General features: G+C 59.7%; 20 protein-coding genes. 2 read left to right on the forward strand and 18 right to left on the reverse strand.

The annotated features are described in order from the left end of the window. Positions 1–5: 5 nt before the first annotated feature. The 15 genes from traL to ACPUER_RS18290 all read right to left on the reverse strand — a co-directional run bounded on the left by traL (position 6) and on the right by ACPUER_RS18290 (position 14,185). Entirely contained in the window at positions 6–299 is a 294-nt protein-coding gene (gene traL, locus ACPUER_RS18220) for a type IV conjugative transfer system protein TraL (protein WP_425131785.1), read from the reverse strand. Positions 300–311: 12 nt separating this feature from the next. Continuing rightward, the gene (locus ACPUER_RS18225) at positions 312–704 is read right to left on the reverse strand and encodes a TrbC/VirB2 family protein (RefSeq protein ID WP_310143871.1); all 393 of its coding nucleotides are present in this window, start codon (positions 702–704) and stop codon (positions 312–314) included. A 28-nt stretch (positions 705–732) separates the two neighbouring features. Continuing rightward, on the reverse strand, positions 733–1,077 hold the full coding sequence (locus tag ACPUER_RS18230; protein WP_425131786.1) for a hypothetical protein: 345 nt from the start codon (positions 1,075–1,077) through the stop codon (positions 733–735). Beyond that, positions 1,074–1,550, reverse strand: a complete 477-nt coding sequence (locus ACPUER_RS18235; RefSeq protein WP_425131787.1) for a lytic transglycosylase domain-containing protein — start codon at positions 1,548–1,550, stop codon at positions 1,074–1,076. The genes ACPUER_RS18230 and ACPUER_RS18235 overlap by 4 nt, the downstream gene beginning before the upstream one ends. A 433-nt stretch (positions 1,551–1,983) precedes the next feature. Further along, positions 1,984–2,256 (reverse strand): hypothetical protein, encoded by a 273-nt coding sequence (locus ACPUER_RS18240; protein WP_105833903.1) that lies wholly within the window; start codon positions 2,254–2,256, stop codon positions 1,984–1,986. 121 nt (positions 2,257–2,377) lie between these two features. After that, positions 2,378–3,148 carry a 5-oxoprolinase subunit PxpA gene (pxpA, locus tag ACPUER_RS18245; protein ID WP_425131788.1) on the reverse strand — a complete coding sequence of 257 codons (771 nt, stop codon included), beginning with the start codon at positions 3,146–3,148 and terminating at the stop codon, positions 2,378–2,380. Next, positions 3,135–3,368: a hypothetical protein gene (locus tag ACPUER_RS18250; protein WP_425131789.1), complete on the reverse strand. Its 234-nt coding sequence runs from the start codon at positions 3,366–3,368 to the stop codon at positions 3,135–3,137. Before ACPUER_RS18250 ends, pxpA begins: the two co-directional genes overlap by 14 nt. Then, a complete protein-coding gene (dctP, locus tag ACPUER_RS18255) occupies positions 3,365–4,405 on the reverse strand; it encodes a TRAP transporter substrate-binding protein DctP (protein WP_425131790.1) in 1,041 nt (346 codons plus the stop codon). Before dctP ends, ACPUER_RS18250 begins: the two co-directional genes overlap by 4 nt. Positions 4,406–4,527: 122 nt before the next feature. Next, positions 4,528–5,556: a LuxR C-terminal-related transcriptional regulator gene (locus ACPUER_RS18260; RefSeq protein WP_425131791.1), complete on the reverse strand. Its 1,029-nt coding sequence runs from the start codon at positions 5,554–5,556 to the stop codon at positions 4,528–4,530. Positions 5,557–5,567: 11 nt separating this feature from the next. Then, a complete protein-coding gene (locus ACPUER_RS18265; RefSeq protein WP_425131792.1) occupies positions 5,568–7,805 on the reverse strand; it encodes a diguanylate cyclase domain-containing protein in 2,238 nt (745 codons plus the stop codon). Beyond that, positions 7,780–8,136, reverse strand: a complete 357-nt coding sequence (locus ACPUER_RS18270) for a hypothetical protein (protein ID WP_425131793.1) — start codon at positions 8,134–8,136, stop codon at positions 7,780–7,782. Before ACPUER_RS18270 ends, ACPUER_RS18265 begins: the two co-directional genes overlap by 26 nt. A 335-nt stretch (positions 8,137–8,471) precedes the next feature. Beyond that, positions 8,472–11,291: a MobF family relaxase gene (mobF, locus tag ACPUER_RS18275; protein WP_425131794.1), complete on the reverse strand. Its 2,820-nt coding sequence runs from the start codon at positions 11,289–11,291 to the stop codon at positions 8,472–8,474. Positions 11,292–11,403: 112 nt separating this feature from the next. After that, positions 11,404–11,841: a protein-disulfide reductase DsbD N-terminal domain-containing protein gene (locus tag ACPUER_RS18280; RefSeq protein ID WP_425131795.1), complete on the reverse strand. Its 438-nt coding sequence runs from the start codon at positions 11,839–11,841 to the stop codon at positions 11,404–11,406. Further along, on the reverse strand, positions 11,838–13,760 hold the full coding sequence (locus ACPUER_RS18285; RefSeq protein ID WP_425131796.1) for a type IV secretion system DNA-binding domain-containing protein: 1,923 nt from the start codon (positions 13,758–13,760) through the stop codon (positions 11,838–11,840). The genes ACPUER_RS18280 and ACPUER_RS18285 overlap by 4 nt, the downstream gene beginning before the upstream one ends. Then, positions 13,757–14,185 carry a hypothetical protein gene (locus ACPUER_RS18290; RefSeq protein WP_425131797.1) on the reverse strand — a complete coding sequence of 143 codons (429 nt, stop codon included), beginning with the start codon at positions 14,183–14,185 and terminating at the stop codon, positions 13,757–13,759. Before ACPUER_RS18290 ends, ACPUER_RS18285 begins: the two co-directional genes overlap by 4 nt. A 1,003-nt stretch (positions 14,186–15,188) precedes the next feature. On the opposite strand from ACPUER_RS18290, the gene ACPUER_RS18295 reads away from it, so the two are divergent. Together ACPUER_RS18295 and ACPUER_RS18300 are read left to right on the forward strand one after the other, a co-directional pair. Further along, positions 15,189–15,446: a hypothetical protein gene (locus ACPUER_RS18295; RefSeq protein ID WP_425131798.1), complete on the forward strand. Its 258-nt coding sequence runs from the start codon at positions 15,189–15,191 to the stop codon at positions 15,444–15,446. Positions 15,447–15,782: 336 nt separating this feature from the next. Then, positions 15,783–16,094: a hypothetical protein gene (locus tag ACPUER_RS18300; RefSeq protein ID WP_425131799.1), complete on the forward strand. Its 312-nt coding sequence runs from the start codon at positions 15,783–15,785 to the stop codon at positions 16,092–16,094. Positions 16,095–16,279: 185 nt separating this feature from the next. On the opposite strand, the gene ACPUER_RS18305 is transcribed toward ACPUER_RS18300, so the two are convergent. From ACPUER_RS18305 to ACPUER_RS18315, 3 genes are all read right to left on the reverse strand, one after another. Continuing rightward, complete coding sequence (locus ACPUER_RS18305) at positions 16,280–16,411, reverse strand: hypothetical protein (protein ID WP_258181775.1); 132 nt, start codon at positions 16,409–16,411, stop codon at positions 16,280–16,282. Between the two features lie 84 nt (positions 16,412–16,495). Continuing rightward, positions 16,496–16,708, reverse strand: a complete 213-nt coding sequence (locus ACPUER_RS18310) for a hypothetical protein (RefSeq protein ID WP_425131800.1) — start codon at positions 16,706–16,708, stop codon at positions 16,496–16,498. Between the two features lie 31 nt (positions 16,709–16,739). After that, positions 16,740–16,961: a DUF3717 domain-containing protein gene (locus ACPUER_RS18315; protein ID WP_105833893.1), complete on the reverse strand. Its 222-nt coding sequence runs from the start codon at positions 16,959–16,961 to the stop codon at positions 16,740–16,742. Positions 16,962–16,963: the final 2 nt, after the last annotated feature.

The following is a 16,963-nucleotide window of genomic DNA, read 5'->3' on the forward strand; positions in this document are numbered from 1 at the left end:
GTCAGTTACCCCTGGAATTCACGCAGGTAGCTGTCGGGCAGGTCCGACATGGGGGGCTGCCCGGTCATCCAACCGAGCAGGTGAAATGGGGCACCCTGGTGGGTACCGGATTTGAAGAACTTCGAGTAGATAGCGGCCAGGCTGACCCCGAGGGCAACGCCGAGGATCGGGAACCCGGTGCCAAGGCCAACAGTGATGCCGGTCATGACCACCATCGCGACGTCCCAATCCCAAAAAAGCAACTTCGGGGCATCGTCCAGCGTGACGGGGATGGCGTGGGAGAGATCCTCGGCTGCCATGATTCGGTCTCCTTAGATAGTCGCCGTGAAACTCGCGTTGATGATGCCGACGATGATGCCGACGAGCAGGCCCAGCGCGACACCGCCGAAGAGCCAGTTCCAATCCTTGCGTACGGCCGCCATGAACATGCCGATCATCACGCACACGAGTGCGGCGAGCTTGCCGGCGTTGCCCTTGATCCAGTTCTCGAACTTCTGCGAAGCATCCTGGAACTCGGTGCCATCGGAGGCAGCCACGTGCAGACACGTGAAGACGATTGCGACGATCAGGATGGTGAAGAGCAGGGCCTTCGCCCATTGGCGGAGTTCCTCGAACATCGCGTCGCGACGTCCGGGGTCGAGCTGATAAGCGACGTGTTCCGGCGCAATCAGCGAGGTGGCGAAAGACTTCAAAATGACGGACATGCTGGCTCCTTGCGGTGACGGTTGAGAACTACTTGCAGAGACGCACGCGCGGCTTGTGCGAGACGTGCCGCTTGTGCTTAACGGCCTTGCGTTTCGTGGCCGGCCGAGCAGCCGGTTCGGGTACCGTCCACTCGGTTTCGGGTGCGCGCGCAACAGGCGCTTGCGCAATGTGCTTTACCGTCCGCGGAGGGCAATCGTCGCCATCGCAGAGCACAAACTGGCCGTCGGGGTCCATGCCAAACTGCGTGACGTCTGAGAGCCGGCCAACGGGTTGCGGCGAGGCAAGGGTTTGCGCGCCGCACGAGAAGGCGAGCGCGCTGCAAAGCGCCGCCGTGGCAAGTCGAACAGCGATCGACGTGATAGAACGGGTCATCGGGCCTCCGGTTGGGCGCGTTTGTAGGCGGCGTAGTAGCGCTGCACGTCGCGGACGTACCGGAGCTGAGCCGCCGTATTGGTGGAGGCAGGGCCGGTGTTGTAGCAACCGACCGCCTTCCAGGTCGACCCGAACTGCGAAACGCAGTTGGCCAGCACCCAGGCGCCGACGCGCTGGCTCGTGCACGCATCAAACAGATCTCTGCGCTGAATGCCGACGCGCTCGAGCGTTGGTAGATGGACGGTGTTGATTTGCATCAGGCCGATTGCCTGGTTTCCGTCCTTCAGCATCGGGCCGCGGGCACCCGTCCAGCCTCGCGACTCCTTCCACGCGATTGCCTTCAGGAGTGCCGGGTCGATGCCATACTGCGAACCGGCGTCTTCCCAGCAGGACGCATGTGCGATTCGACACGACAGGACTACCAGTGCAATCAGTAGTCCTATTTGTCTTATGGTAGGAGCCGGGAGGCGCATTTTCGCTACCTACCAGGGGCGCCGATCGCGCAGCGCCGAGCTGCAGGACCGAGTAGGAATAAAAAGCGCTTCGTGCAAGGGGGGCTGCACGAAGCGGAACGCCAGCATCCGAGGGCCGGAAAGTCCGCTGGCACGACGCAAGAGGTTGTCGAAACTGGCGTCGAGGGAAATGTGAAGTAACCGGCTGGTGCGATGGAACCAGGCAGGGAGCGCGCGAGAGAGGCGCACGATGGCTGCTGCAGCGTCGGAGGCAGCTGAGCGAATGGCGGGGCGCGTTACATCGGGTAACGAGTTAACGCGCGCGTGCTGGCGTACGAGCGCGGCGACGCCCGCCGGATGGCGTACAATGGCCAAAGCCATGGGTGCTCTCTCAAGACACTGCTATATGGTCAGGTTGATGCCGGTGTTCCCGCACCTGCATCAACCGCTCACTTCAGTCCTGCGGCGGACTCTCTAGCTTTAAGTCCTGGTACCGGACGGTCAGCTTGGATCGCTGGGTGCAGAAGGCAATTGCAAAGTCCAGTGCCTTATCCAGCGTTCGCCACATCTTGGGCGTCCCGCGCTGCGTCTCAACTTCAATACGTTTTCCAGACTTCAAGACCAGATCCACCTGCCACGTCTTGGACGGTCCTAAATAGACGTCGACCTCATAGGTCTCGTCTATCAAAATTACCCTGCGCGATAGCTCTTCCTGAGTGATCCCCATGTTCGTGCCGGCATTCCTCGAATACAAAGAAGCAGACGTTTTGGGTGATTTGCGCAGTTTTCTCAAGTTCAGATAATCAAAAATCAAATTTGATGTTTTGATATCATGTTTGATTTATAGGCTAAGGGATTGCAGAGTTGGTGTCAACCCTTAACGGACGGCTTAGCGTGCAAGATACGGCTCGGAGAGCCGCGTGAATTTCGTGCGCGAACACAATCGCGTGCGGCCCATAGCCGTGCAGGCACATGGTCTGGGCTGCGATCGAGACCCAAGACCCGTCATGGGCCTGGACGCGACCTGTAATAACCATTTCTGCGGTGCGGCGCGCGACCTGGTTCGGATCGTCGATGAGAGCGCCCGACTCCGACCGCGGCACCAACGTTCCGTCGCGCCGATAGCCACGGTCCGCAAACGTTTCATCGATCGCGGTGAGCCCGGCGTGACGAGCTGCAGCGACAAGGCGGCCACCTGAAAGACCGAAAACTGCAAGCGACGGATCGAAAGCCTGAACAGCCGCGACGACAGCGTCGGCGACCGACGGATCCCGCTCGGCGTCGTTGTACAGCGCACCGTGCGGCTTGACGTGAGCCAGGCGGCCACCAAGCGCTTTTACGATGCCAGCAAGTGCGCCGATTTGGTATTGGATCCCGGCGTACAGTTCCTCACGGTCCATTTCGAGTGAACGCCGACCGAAATGCTCGCGATCGGGGTAACTCGGATGAGCACCGATAGCGATATCTCGAGCAAGCGCTGCCGCGGCGGTCCTGTGCATTGTCATCGGATCACCCGCGTGCCAGCCACATGCGATGTTGATCGACGTCGCATAGGGGAGCAGGGCGTCGTCGTGTGCGCCGCCCTCGCCAATGTCGACGTTCAGGTCAATCGCGGTCATGGCCTGCACCCTGCGGATTCGACGGAGAACACGTTTGCCGGCCGCGAATCTGCCCGTCGCCAACATAGTGGTTCTCAATCTGGCAACGTGAGTTCGCTTCTTCCACCGGAAGGACGGTGACGCCGCTTTGGGACTCGGCGTGACGCTGCCCGAGAGCAAGTGCGGCGAGATAGCCGAGCACGATCGCGACGATCGTGAGCCTGCGCTTGGATGAACTCATCGTGCCGCCTCCCGGTCAATTTGCGGATCGCACGCTCGATGGGATACCGAGCAGCTGTGAAACTGAGTCAGCAGCTGCGTGGTCTCGTAGTCCGTGTCAATCGCGATGGTGGTGTCAGCCTTGGCCGCGCGCTCGACGGCTGCGATCAACGACTTCGGCGCCGGATCATGAACGGTTACACCCCAGGTCGACATCGACCGGTAGTTCCGGTGAACGCGTTCCGGCAGCCGCTCCCACGCCAGGCGTTCAGCTTCTACACCGGCCTGGAACACCGCTGCCCGTTGCGGAACTGCGAGGTTGTCGAGGAACCGCTTGCTGACCACCAAAAACGAAACCGGATAGGCGTACCGGAGCGCCGTGAAGTTCGGCAACACGTCCGCATACGCGCGTCCGGCATCACCGTCGCCCGACGAAATGATTGCGTCGATCTTTCCCGCCTTCAGCTGGACGAGCGCCTCCTGTATCGGGAGAGAGACGACCCGCGCTCCGAGCGTTGCCATGACACGTCGCGACGACTCGTCGTAGGCGCGCACGCGCATGCCGGAGAAATCGCTGGGCGAACCGATCGGTTTGCGGGACCAGATGCCAGTCGGCGGCCACGGTACGACAGCCAACAGCACCAAGCCCTGATGCGCGAGCGCCGTGCGATACGCTGGTTTCGCCAGCTGTGCCATTTCACGTGCTTCATCGATCGATGTGACGCTGTACGGACGAACGGACAACGCGAGGATCGGCTCTTTCGCGGCCAGATCGCCAGCGAAAAGTAGAGCAAAAGGCAGTCGGGCGGGGTCTTCGGCCATGGCGGCCGGCAGCATCTTGACTTCGAAACGCGGGGAGACGTGAATGGCGCCGTGGAGCGCACCTTCAAGCATGCGTGCAAAGTCTGTCGCAGCGTGCCCGGAAACGGTGTCAGCAGGATAAGCGGTCGCGATCGTCCAGTTGGTCGATGGATGGCGGGGCAGCTGTTGGGCAAAACCCAATGCGGCTTGTGTGGCCCCCAGTAACGTGATTAGTGTCGCTATCGTTCGCAGCTTCATTGCGGTATTCGCTGTTAGGTCCGCAGGCGATGGATCGCGCGGACTGCCGATTTACCGAGAGGTTACTGTGCGGCAAGCCACATTTGCCATAGATGAGTGGCCAATGAAAATCTTGTCTGATATTACCGGGAGAAATATGAAGGTACGACGAGTCCGTAACTCTTGGCCTCGTTGACGCTGACTCGAATGTCATGCGTCCCCATTTTCTGATTGATCGACTGGCGAGCGTCTCGCAAGGTCGCATGCGAAATCCCCAGGCGCGCTTCGATCTCGTCTGCTTTGATCCCCGCGACGAGCAGGGCGAGCACTTGGTGTTCGAGCTCCGTGAGGGCCAGCTGATTGACCGCTTCGGCACGTCGGTTGGCCAGATAGTAGCGCAGGATGTCGTGCGCGAGTGTGGTCCAGTCGCTTCGCGACCGGGCGTTGAGAAACGCAGCTTCTCCAGCCGGTGCCGGAAACGAGCGACCGACATGCAGGATACCGAGCGCAGCCTCGTGGCGCGCCGGGAAGAAAACGCTGCTCTGAAACGCAGGATAGCTGCGCACTTCCTCGAGGGGGCTTCCTGGCGCATGAAGGAGATCGGACGCGGTGACTGGTTGGTAGTTGTGGTGACGCGTCTGGAGGAACACCGGATCACTTCGATAAAGCGCCTTGTTCGAGTAGTGTTGCGACCACAGTGCGGAGTCCGGACCGATCCCTGCGATCAGGGTGTCGTGCAAGACAACGTTTCGCTCGGTTCCATCGAGTAGAAACGCGTGAAAGACACAGTCGGCCAATCCGGCGCGCTCTGCTGCGTCGGAAAGCATGCGAACGAGCTCGGCGTCAGCTCGATTCGTCACGTGTAGCAGGCTGGCACCGCCCCTCGAGCGGCGCGGTGCTCTTGGCACCGCCTCGCGAAGCGGGCCATAGTGTTGCTCCGGGAATAGGAAAGCGGTCTCCCATTCTGCGAACGCCGTAAGCGCGGATGGGTTCTCGAGCGACAACCGCTGAATCCCAAGGTGGCCGTCGACGTACCAGCGTCGGCGCTCCAACAGGTATCCGGTGTCCGCGCCTCCTCGGACACTCAAGACAAGCCGTCCATCCGACACTGGAACCGCGACGTTGCGCAACGTGTCGTTCGGCAGCGCGTCACCGTTCCAGATGCCGCCCATCGCACGTCACCTTAGTTCTGGTGCAGCGAGACCGGCCACGTCGCGTCGACGTAAGGCCCGGAGACGGTCGCAACGGATCTAGCGCTAAGCCACGCCAATTGTTCCGGTGTTGTGACGCCAGTAACCGCCGTCTGCCAGCCTGTCGCCGCGGCGGCTTCGATGAGTCCATTCAGCACCGGCGCTGCAGTCGAAGACCCAGGCGACGCGTGAACCCAAGCCCCCTCTATCACCATCCCGTCAACCGGTAAACTTGACAATAGGGCGAATGGCGAGCCGCAGTCGAGATCCACAATGGCGTAGATCATGACGCCTCGCCCGCGCAAGGCAGTAATGCGCGCGACACTGATCTCATCGAGCTGCCGATCGAGTAGGCCTGTGACGGCCAGTCTGTATCGAGCCGGCGACAACACGTTTGGATTGATGTAGCGGTCTGGGTCGATGTCTCGGATAAATGTCGCGGGCACGCGGACCCACAGCAGCGCGTCATCTCCGAAGCGCGCGACCGTGTGCGTCGCGTGTTCGATCGCCAGGGTCCATACGGAGTTCGACAAGCGGCTCCGATCTGCGGCGTCCATGAAAGTGCCTGCGGCAAGGGTATCGCCCGCAGAGCGGCGGAGTAACGGCGCGGCCCAGATTCCGACTACGGTGTTCGCTCGCGGATTCAGTGTGGGTGTGCATGCCGCTTCAATTCCACCATGCAAGACTGCCTCGTGGACTGCTTCTTCGACGCCGCGCTCGTCTCCGAACTGCTGGAACATCGCGTGATCGTAGACGCGATATTCATTCCGCTGCGTTTGCGAGGCCGCGCGCTTCGCAAGGTCGAGCGCGTAGCTCGCCTGGCCGCGAAGGGCTCCAGGCGCGTCCTCGTATTCCGAGGTACCTATGCCAACGCACAACGTAACGTCTTGGCTGTAGCCTCGGAAATGAACAGGGAAGCGGTATGAATCGAATAGCGCACGCACGAACTCGAGAGCACGAGCGGCTGGTTCATTGCCGGAAAGCAAAACGCCGAACTGATCCGACTTTACTCGTACCACGAGGTCGGCCGTCTTCGTCAGCTGCGTAAGCCGATTCGCGACCATCTTCAAGAAGCTGTCGCCAACGTCGTCGCCATACCGGTCGTTGATCACCGCGAAATCAGCAATATCGAATAACACAAGCGCCACCGGGGGACGGTCGTCGCGCTTGAACCGATTCGTTGTGTAGGTGTCGAGTGCGCGCCGGTTTCCGAGACCAGTCAACTGATCAGTCTCGGCAATGTTGGCGTTGATTGCGCGCTGTTGCAGCAGGGTTCTGACGTAAGACTTCGCAAGGAACGCTGCAGCAGTCAGGGCGAGCACCAAGAGGAATGCCCAACCCCAATATGCATTCTTCTGTCGCTCGAGATCGGCATAGATGTCACGGACGGATAGCGCGACGATTGCGGTTACCGGATAGCCGGGGACGGGCTGCCGCGCATAGAGCCGACGATGATGGTCGACCGGATCGAAAATGAAGTTCGATGACTCGTCGGAAGCAACATAGCGTTCGAGCGCTTCACCTGTCGGCAAGGGTGTACCGTCAGACGATGCACGCACGAGCAGCCGGCCGTCTTGCCGAAACGCGAGCACTGCACCATCCGTTCCAAGGTTCGCATGGTTTGCGAAGCTCTTCGTGAAGAAGTCGAGGGGCTCCGACACCACGACCACTCCTGCGAAGCGGCCAGCATCGTCGAATAACTTCCGTGTGAATTGCAGCGTCCAGGCGTTCGACACTCGGCCGAACACTGGCGCGCCGATGTACAGCTCGTCCTTGACCGAATTTTGTTGTGCGACAAAGTGTTCGCGGTCGCCAAGATGCACGATTGATTCGGGCGACGTCGGCCAGGCCTGGACCACCTTCCCGTCTACATCGACGAGCGTGACGAGCGTTTGGTCTGTCGGGGCAAGCAGCCCGGCGGCGACCAGGCGGGTAAGGTCGACCTTTCCCTTGTAGTTTCGGTACTGGAAGGCGACGGTTCGCGCAAGAATGTCCGCAGCGGCTGTCCGTTCAGAAAGATAGTTGGCATAGGATCGCGCGATCGCTGTTGCTCGCGCATCCGCTGAACGATTTGTGAACTGCTCGGCTGAATTAAGTGCCTGGTCGACGATAAATACGACGAGCAGGCAAAGTGCGACGAAGACGGCGAAAATCGCGATCGTTGCTCGTTCGATTCCCTTGGGATGAACTTGAGGGTCGGCAGCCTCAACAGCCTTTTTTGCGAACAGCATCAATCTCACTCCCCGGTGCAATAGCAGCCCACGATCGGCTGGAATCCGGCGCCCGGCCGGCATCCTTATCTTCGTCAGTGACGTATCGGGTACCGGTTTCTCTGACGCGGTTTCTCGAACAATCCATCTGATAGTCGGTCAAGGCGATAGCAATCGTTTCGGACGCCCCTGTAGGCTTATATCCGCGCTTCGCGATCGCCTTCACCGTAAAGTCGACGTTGCCGAACGTGTCTTGCCGGACCGACTCGGTCTGCAGGTACAGCGTCCGGGCGGGAGTGTCCCGAATCAGAAAAACCGGCTCTGCCCTTGCTACTGTTGCCAGAACGATCAAAGGAAAAATTGGGCTCCTGCAGCGCATATCTGTGTCATCGAATCGCTTGGTTAGGTGGATGATCGACAGCTCTCCCGCTGGCCGCTTGATGGGAGGACGGTGACGGGTAGGCCACTCGCCGACAAAATATTACAAGATGCGTCAGTCAAAATGAACCAGTTCCCTGTGGCTTTTGATCACTCCTGTCACTTTTACGAGGACTTTCCTGCTCAAACACTTGGCCAGTGTCGCGACCGATAAGCCGTCGCAACCTCGACCTCGCACCAACCAGTCCAGCGGCAGCGCGCGGTTTCCAACTTTCATTTGCATACCGAATGATATTCGGCAGCGGTTGCTCAAATCTCTCGTTGTTCGCGCTGGATCGTTTGTTCGCGAACCTCCTGGTTCATCGCTTCGATAACGGTCGACTTATCAAGCTTTCCGGTAATCGCCCGCTGCGCGAGCTCGACATCGTTCGTAATGATCTGAATGTCATGAGACGCGCGGGTTACGCCGACGTAGTAGCTTCGGTCGCCGAACACCTTCGCCTGCGCCTGAAACTCTCGCTCGCGCTCCTTTGGGTCTTCGCTGTCCGGCATGTTCATCGCAAAGATCGCCGTGTTCTTTGACGCCCCCTGCGCCGCGTGGACGGTCGACGCATACGCGTGGTCCCAGTGCTGGCTCGTCTCAAGATTCACAGCATGGTGGCTGATCATCCCTCGATCGTCGACCTCGAGGACGGCATGCTCACCGGCGAGCTTGACGACACGCGCGGTCTCGCCGTTCTTGAACGTCTCGTCATTGCGCGTGAGGCGGACAAGATCACCGACAGCCAATAGTCGAGATTCCGGGTCGTAGACCTCAACCTTGTTGTGCTTGGCGGGCTCCCACGCGAAGGTAGATCCATCGCGCTTGGTGAGGGTCACCACACCAGATTCGTGATCGACGCTTTTCACACGGGTATAGTCGCCCTTGTCGGCGTTGATCTGCTGATACGTACGATTGAAGCGCACGACGTCACCTACGCTGTAGTACTGCGCCTCTTTGATCTGCGCGCGCGTGAATCCCTTCGAGATGAGGATCTCGTGCATCGATTCCTTCTTCGACAGTTCGCCGCGTTCCTGCAGACCTTCACGCACGCCCTGGTTGATCGCTATGCGATCGCGGTTCAATGCCGTTATCGTAATGTTCCGCGAGCGCTGCTCCGGGCTCATGGCCAAGATCCGATCGACCGTTGATGTCACAACTTCGTCGGTCGTGAGAACCTTACCTTGCTTCGACAGGTACTGAAACGACTGAGCATTCCGCTTGAGTTCGATGTCGGTGAGGCGCGTAGTTGCATCCAGCTGGTTTCTGCCGGTGATAATGTCCACGACCTCCTTCATGACGTCCGTCTTCTGTCGGTTGATGTCCGTCATGTAGGCGGTCGAAATACCATCTTTCTGCGCGAGTTCGAATGGTTTGCCGGCCTCGACACCCTGCAGCTGGAGCGTGTCACCCAAGTACACAACTTTCGCGCCGGCAAGCTCTGCGAGCCGGTGTAGCTGCGCCATCTGCCGCTGCGCGAGAAACGACGACTCGTCTACCACCCATACTTCCGGGCGGCGCTTGAAATCCGGTGCGTACTGCTGGGCGAACTCGATGTCCTTCTGCAGTTGCCGTTCCTTGATCTGGAACATTGCGACCGTCTCTGCTGCGATGCCAGTCTCTTTCACCATCACCTTTGCGGCTGCGCCGGTCGGCGCCATGCCTCGCACGACGTACCCTTCTTTCGCCGCGATTTCGTTCAGCGTTCGCAGCATGGTGGTCTTTCCGGTGCCGGCCAGCCCCTGGATCGCGACGAACCGGTCTTCGGACGTAAGCGCAAGCACGATCGCATCGCGCTGACCGAGCGTATAGGCAAACTGCTGTACACGCTCCGCTTCGGCGATGTGCTCCTGCACCTTGGCCTCGTCCAGCACCACCGGCGCTTTACCCTGTTCCTGCTTGACGAAGTCGAGGGCCCAGCGCTCGCTCTCCAACATTTTGCGCGTGGTATAGCGTTCATCTGGTAACGGCACCAGGTCGCCGTTCTTCTCGAGCTGCTTAAATGCTTTCATCACGTCCTGGGGAGATACCCGGCCGGTACCGTGGACGACCGCGGTCTCGACGAGCTCGGACTTGTCCACTACTGCCTCTCGCTCAATCAGGTAAGCGGCGGCAAACGAAAGCGCCTGGCGGCCCGTCATTTTTGCTGGCGGCTCGATGCCTTGCGCCTTGCGCTCTGCGGCTTCCGTACGCAATGCGGCGAGGTCAATACCTTGCTCCTGTGTGCGACCCTGCCAGTCGGTCAGCAGCTGCTCGTGGTCGACGTCGGTTTTCCGTTCTCGTGTCGCAAGCGCCGCGCGCTCCTTGTCGGCCGCGGACGCCGAGTCGAGTTCGAGTTGGCGCTTGCCGAGTTTTTCCTTGATTGCTGTCCGCCGCTGGCTGAAGTGCTCAATTTGATCTCGAGAGATTCCCTGGATTTCGAAGTTCCCGTGGCGATCCGGGTTCGACAAGCGGTACCCGAGCTGCTGGAGTCCGGATGCGAGCTGAGCGTTGTAGATGGCGCCGGCAAGCTTCTGAGTCTGGTAAATCTCTCGGTTGTCGATCGACCGCCACTTCCCGTCAGAGCGCACAGTCGCGTTCATGATGACGGCGTGGGTGTGGGTCTGCGGATCAAGATCCCGGCTTGTGTTGTGCTTGAAGAGCGCTGCGACCAGGTTGCCGGTATGTTCGATCGTGGTGACGCCGTTCTGAGTAGCACGCGTGCGGATCACGTTCTCTTCGAGATACGAAAGCGCGGCGTGCACAGCCGCTTCGTGTGCATCCCGGACGCCGGCGTCGCCGGCGACTTCAGCTAGAAGCGACACGCTCTTTGGGGCGGAGAAGGTCAGATCGATGCCGGGTTGGTGGTCCTGCTTGCGTTCTCCCGTCGCCTCGTCTGTCACCCATTTCCCGAGTTGCTGATCCCCGACCCGCCCCTCGAGCAAATTCAGAAACACACCGGGCTGGACCGGCCCGGTCAGGCCAAGACGGGTTGCGCCGGCCCCGAACCAGGCCGAGTGCTCTGTGTTCTCATCTTGCGTGTAATAGTTGTCCTTCGAGAAATAGCTGCGCGTCTGCGCTGCGCTGGCGATGTTGTGCAAACTCAGCATGGTTTGTCGCGTGCTCGGATAATGCCGTTGATCACCACGCCGAGTCGGTCAAGGGATAGATGCGATCATTCTCAACCGGCGCGCGCGCCTGGGATTTCGATGTTTGCCCACGTTACCCGCGCGTGGAAAGGTGGAATTTCCTTTCCACTGGTGGATAGCAGACACCGGCGTCGATCGCACACCCTTGGATCCGGACGACCAGGTCTATCGGTCGGGTGGGTGACATCGAGACATCAACCCGGAAATCGCGATCGTAGGTCTCGATCGATTTTCCCAAGGCTGCGTCGTACACAATCGTTCCTGGCGGCTTCAGGACCGTGTAAATCATCCGGCCCGGCGTAGGCGTCGTGACAGTGACGCGATCGCGATACAGCCGGTAGCCCGGTGTGACGTGGAATATCACGCTCACATACCCGTCGGACGCATCGGCCATCCGCATGGTGAACGCTTCACCGGGCGGCAGCAGCGTAGGGGCTGACTGCGCAAGTGCCGGTAAAGCCGGGGCCGCCGTAAGAAGGGCAGCTGACAAAAAATGGCGAATCAACTTCATGCTCGGTCTCCTTGCTCGGCGCCACGGCCCCAGCGCCAAGAGCCGGGGTTCGGTGGAACGATTTCACCCGTGTCCGGGTCGACGCCACCTGTCGCAGATGCGAGAATCTCTGGGTAAGCGATCCAGTCCGGCGACGGAGTGGCAGGGGATGCCTCCGAATTTTGACTCAGCATCGGCACGCCGTCGACGGGCGAAAACAGCTCGCTGAATGCTTTACGCTTGATAAATGACGGCTGGTTCTTTTGCGGCTTCACGAAGCCATACTTCACACGGGCAATTGGATATTCGCCGGGATAGACCAGATACCCCGTCATATTCGGCAGCCTCAACACCTGCGAAGGCAACGCGAGGTCGCGCAGCAAGCGGCGCTTTGCGATACTGAATCCGTCGCGCTGCGAGTTGACGCCGAACGACAGGGATTCATCCTTTTCTTCGACTTCTGTCTGCCCGATGATCTTCGAAAACATTTCCGCCGCTTCGGCATCGGTGACGCGCAAAAGCAACTTGGTTTGGCAACCGTTGATGATTGTCCTCGCCAAGTAGTCGCCGTAAATGTCAAGAAACTGGGGCATGTCCTGCGCACCAAGCATCATGCACAGGCCGTACTTCCGCGTGTTGCTGACCGCCAGCTTCATGATGTCGAGCTTCTGCAATGTCGGCACTTCGTCGACCGAGAGGTGCAGTCGCTCACGATGAATCGGCGTGAGGTTCAGTACCGCCTTGATCGCGATATCGACCCACAGCGAGAGGATTGGCTTGATCGCCTCCAGCATTTCCTCGCGTGTGGAAATGAAGATCCACGAATCGCCGTCGTCATTCTGAACCCATTTCCGGATCGAGAACGGCTCGCCGTCGTCGCGCAGGTATCGGAATGCCGAAAGCTGATTCTGTACAGTCATCTTCAGCGACATGCCGGTACGTTCGGTCTTCGGATCAACATACGACGCGCCGGCGGTGTTGCGGAGCAGCTGGTAGATTCCGTCGAGGTTGCTCATCGCAATCGACGTATAGAGATTCCGGTTCGTCAGATTGCCTTCGTTATGCAACGTCCGAACAACATCACGAAACACCTCACGGCCGGCGAGCGACCAAAAGGGGTCTCCCTCGCGCGGATCGGGGATCAGGCCATTCGACATGCTGTCGTAGTGGTACTCCTCTTCGATCTCGTACTTGATGTTCCAGTTTGGCGAGCGATCGTCGAACGGGTTCAACATGATGTCTTTTCCAGGGCGGTAAAACTCCTCGGCGTATTCACCGGACGGGTCGTAGACAATCGCCCGGATTCCTCGGGCGCGGACCTGTCTGAGGCGGTCGAAGAATTGTTGAGATTTACCCGTACCTTGTGCGCCGACAACCAGCGTATGTATCGTTTCTGCATTTCGCAGCATCGGGACGCCGGCAATCGAATACGGGCTGGCATCATCGTTCTGGCGTATCAGCCTTGTCAGCTGCCTTCCGTTTACGAGCGTTGCGCCCCGAAGATTTTTGTCGGCCATAGTGCTGCGACCGAACTCGTACCAGTAACCGGCGATCGCGACGCAAGTGCAAACCGTGACAGTTCCGACGATGATCAGAAATCGACGAAACGCGTAACTGGCGACATCCCACACCGGGTCGGTGAGGGCGGCTATCTGGTCGACCGGGAGATGCACCAACTGCCCGTTGACCTCGTACTCCATTGGGACGGCAGTCATCATGAGCACCGACCGTAGATGAGCGATGACGTTTGCGACTGCCATCCGCCAGATTTCGCGGTCAACAAAGAATGCGGCGTAGATGAAACCAGCGACGAAACCCAGGAACAGCGAAAGCAAGACGATGTTGCGGATCGCAACGAAGACCAGCTGAACTCGATGCGTCCAGATTTCAGAGCCCGTAGAGAAATCCTGGAAAAGCCCGTTTGGCTTTTTTTGCGTCATTTCTGGCCTCCCTGGAGAAACACGGAGGCGCGCTGCCTGGCCGCATCCTTCGCCCGGCGCTCGGCCGTCATGTCATTGCGCGACACAATCTCGGTCAGGAGAAATTCACAGAGAAATATCGCCTCGACCAGTTCCACCGGCAGCGCCGACACTGCCGACTTCGACGCAGTTGCTGTCCCTGTGCCGGACGCTCGGCGAGCTTCTTGCAGCAGAGTGTCGGCCTTCGCAATAGACGTTTGGACCGTTTCAATGAGCTGATCGACCGATTCGGCAAGAGCGCCGCGCTCGGCGAGCCGCCGGGCATATTCGGAAAAGGAGATTCCACGCGCCCGCGCGGATTTCTTGTAAAAGCGGACGACGTCGGGATTGTCGCGAAAACTGACTCGGCCGGTTTCGATGCCCGAGGGGGATTTCCGTGATGTCATGAAAAGCGCCTGGAATGAATAGAGCGGGCGCCCGTGGAGTCGAGGAAAAACCTCGCCTCGCATACGACACCGCGCTCGATTACGGCCCTCATGACTGCATTTTTGTGCAGCGACAGTAGCACGTTGAGCTTCAATCCGCAATAAGCGCTTTGTTTTCATAGAGCTACTTATTGATTGTCAGACGTCGAGCATTCGACTGTCTGACACGGAACGCGAGCATTGACGTGGTTCCCACGGCGATCAGCATCACTTCGCGTTCTTCGAGCGCTGGCGCGTCTGACCACAAACCCCATATTCGGCCTAGCGACGGCGCACATATCTAAGTGACGCGTCAGACACATCGCAATCCACTGTCTGACGCTGGCCACCAAGTAGCCCAATCATTACATGGCATTCGCAATTCACTACGCAGTGCGAATCATATAGATCGATCCCCGTTTCGTCTGACGTTGGACGATATGACGGTTGCGGCACACCGGGCCATCAAATGGCCATCTGTGACACCGGTTTCGCCGGGTGTCTGACGCCGAAGGCACCGCGCCATAAGGCGCGACACACCGCAACAACGTTGCATGGTGTGTGACGATCGTCTTAGGGGGCGGGGATTCCCCCGCTTCCTAAGACGATCGTGGTCAACTTCACTTCAGGTTTGGGCCGTTCGCGGAGCCGTCACCCCGTGAGGTACGGCGGTTCCCGCTCAAGGGAATCGGCGTAAACGGGGAAAACGCGACGGCGTAGTTTGGATCGTGAGCGGTTGATTTTCGGCGTTCTCACCTCGAAGCGTAGCGGAGCGGTTCAGTGCAACTTCGGGAGTAGGGATGGAAGGTGAGGTAGCGGGGAATGTGCAGGTTCGGCGCGAGAGTGTGGGATCGGTAAGACGTGGTCAGCAGGTGAGGCGGTAGCGGAATGATGAGCATTGTCCACATATCCACGGTGCCCAACGAACGGCCGTGATCGATAAAGATCACGGAGCCGTTCGCCGCGCGGTGTTGTCCACACGTAAGTGTGCGGCAACACCGATTTGGGCGCGGGGCGCGGTGGACATGTGGACAATGCGGCGCCGGGAAAATTTGGGCGCGTGCGGATGATCGGTGTACCGCTCGACGTCGGTGTCGGGCGGGGAGTCGGTGATTTGCGGAATGCATGCATTCCGCAAACAAACGTGATTTTGGCGCGCGCCGGATTTTCACTCGACGACGGCGAGTGGGAATCCGGCGCGCGCGTCGTTGAGCTGGTCCGCGGACTGATTGCGGGCCAGTGAAGATTTTCGGACGCGCACCGGCGCGGCCGAACTGGATGAAATTCGCGCGATCCACATATCCACGGTGCCGGACGCCCGGCCGTGATCGATACAGATCACAGAGCCGGGGGCCGCGCGGTGTTGTCCACACGGAAGTGTGTGGCAACACCGGGGCGAGCGCGGGGCGCGGTGGATATGTGGATCGCGCGGGGTTGCGAGTGTGCCAGGGTATTCGGCACGCTCGCCTGAGCTTGCCCGCTTGCGGGCAACTGGATGAGATTTGCTGCTATCGCTTCGGAATGGCAAATGGGTACAATGCGCGGCGAGGGCCGATATCACAATGGGGAGAACCCGAAAATGAGTGAGCAATCGGAAAAAGCAGCGCGGAAGCCGAGATCGATCGAAGACGAGATTACGAAGGCGGCAGCCAAGTTGAAACGGCTGCAGGATGAGCTGCGCGAAAAGGTCCGGAAGGATCGCGAGCGGAACCAGAAGGAAGTACTTGAGCTGCTGCGTTCGGAAGGGCTCGACGAGATTCGGGCGGAAAAGTGGAAAGTGCGGCTCGAGGCAGTGAAAGCGGCGCTCAGCGAAACCGCAGCGAAGCGGACGCCGGCACCGGCCGCCCAGGGCGAAACGCCAGCTACTGTTGCGGACGGCGCGTCGGTGTGATCGTTGGGGCAATCCGGCGAAGCGCGCAGTTTGCGCTGAGCGGGATTGCCCCGATTCGTTTGCGCAGCGCGCAAACTGGATAAAGCATTGGTCGCGGGCTGGCGGGTGGTCGCGGCGTAGCGGCGAGCGCCCGCCAGCCCGCGACGCCGCGCGAAAACGTAGCGTCGTCGGACCGAACGGGCGGTTTAGTAGCCGAGCCAGTCGAGAATTTCCCGTCCCTCGTATTCCTCACGGTCGCCTACGTCGGCCAAAAATTCCGCGAAATTTCCGTCGTGCCTACGAACCTCCGCCTCGGCCTCCGCACGCGTGATGGTCATTTCGCACGCGTCGCTATAACTGTATACGACCATATCTCGATCCTCCCGATGCAGGGGGGGCGCCCGCCGGCGCGGGCGTAAAATTCAAACACGCTGATACGCTTCGACGTGGATGTCCGGAAGCCGTTTGAACCGGCCGTTTTTGATTCCCCACTGGAGCACGCCACGCACATCGAGCCAGTTCCGGATCGACATTTTTTCGCTCACGGCGGCTTTGATCTCCGACCAGTGAACCGGGTTCTCGCCAATGGTTGCGGTGAGGATGGCGAGACACTCATGCTGTTGGTCTACGTTCATCACTTTTCCTGTTGAGTGGGTGAACGATGCTTTACAGGGTGAACGCACCGTTGTATGCGGCGCGCTGGTCGTCGGTGAGCTTCGCCGCGTCAATCTGCGTCGCGCCGTGGAAAATCATCAGGGCGTACGGATCGGCGAGAATTCGCGCCTCGCGGCACAGGATCGGGTCGCCGTCCCCGCTCGGTCGACGCGAACGCCAGATATTGATCGCTCGCTCAAGCTGCTCGATGCTCAGAATCGTTGCGGTGTTCATCG

Origin of the sequence: Burkholderia sp. DN3021 (assembly GCF_049805555.1) — a bacterium.
Classification (GTDB): domain Bacteria; phylum Pseudomonadota; class Gammaproteobacteria; order Burkholderiales; family Burkholderiaceae; genus Burkholderia; species Burkholderia pyrrocinia_C.

Coding starts and splice junctions, on each gene's coding strand:
- dctP (WP_425131790.1), bottom strand. CDS start 4,405: ATGAAGCTGCGAACGATAGCGACACTAATCACGTTACTGGGGGCCACA.
- ACPUER_RS18235 (WP_425131787.1), bottom strand. CDS start 1,550: ATGCGCCTCCCGGCTCCTACCATAAGACAAATAGGACTACTGATTGCA.
- mobF (WP_425131794.1), bottom strand. CDS start 11,291: ATGCTGAGTTTGCACAACATCGCCAGCGCAGCGCAGACGCGCAGCTAT.
- ACPUER_RS18285 (WP_425131796.1), bottom strand. CDS start 13,760: ATGACGCAAAAAAAGCCAAACGGGCTTTTCCAGGATTTCTCTACGGGC.
- ACPUER_RS18315 (WP_105833893.1), bottom strand. CDS start 16,961: ATGAACACCGCAACGATTCTGAGCATCGAGCAGCTTGAGCGAGCGATC.
- ACPUER_RS18310 (WP_425131800.1), bottom strand. CDS start 16,708: ATGAACGTAGACCAACAGCATGAGTGTCTCGCCATCCTCACCGCAACC.
- ACPUER_RS18230 (WP_425131786.1), bottom strand. CDS start 1,077: ATGACCCGTTCTATCACGTCGATCGCTGTTCGACTTGCCACGGCGGCG.
- traL (WP_425131785.1), bottom strand. CDS start 299: ATGGCAGCCGAGGATCTCTCCCACGCCATCCCCGTCACGCTGGACGAT.
- ACPUER_RS18300 (WP_425131799.1), top strand. CDS start 15,783: ATGAGTGAGCAATCGGAAAAAGCAGCGCGGAAGCCGAGATCGATCGAA.
- ACPUER_RS18240 (WP_105833903.1), bottom strand. CDS start 2,256: ATGGGGATCACTCAGGAAGAGCTATCGCGCAGGGTAATTTTGATAGAC.
- ACPUER_RS18305 (WP_258181775.1), bottom strand. CDS start 16,411: ATGACCATCACGCGTGCGGAGGCCGAGGCGGAGGTTCGTAGGCACGAC.
- ACPUER_RS18225 (WP_310143871.1), bottom strand. CDS start 704: ATGTCCGTCATTTTGAAGTCTTTCGCCACCTCGCTGATTGCGCCGGAA.
- ACPUER_RS18290 (WP_425131797.1), bottom strand. CDS start 14,185: ATGACATCACGGAAATCCCCCTCGGGCATCGAAACCGGCCGAGTCAGT.
- ACPUER_RS18250 (WP_425131789.1), bottom strand. CDS start 3,368: ATGAGTTCATCCAAGCGCAGGCTCACGATCGTCGCGATCGTGCTCGGC.
- ACPUER_RS18265 (WP_425131792.1), bottom strand. CDS start 7,805: ATGCTGTTCGCAAAAAAGGCTGTTGAGGCTGCCGACCCTCAAGTTCAT.
- ACPUER_RS18260 (WP_425131791.1), bottom strand. CDS start 5,556: ATGGGCGGCATCTGGAACGGTGACGCGCTGCCGAACGACACGTTGCGC.
- ACPUER_RS18280 (WP_425131795.1), bottom strand. CDS start 11,841: ATGAAGTTGATTCGCCATTTTTTGTCAGCTGCCCTTCTTACGGCGGCC.
- pxpA (WP_425131788.1), bottom strand. CDS start 3,148: ATGACCGCGATTGACCTGAACGTCGACATTGGCGAGGGCGGCGCACAC.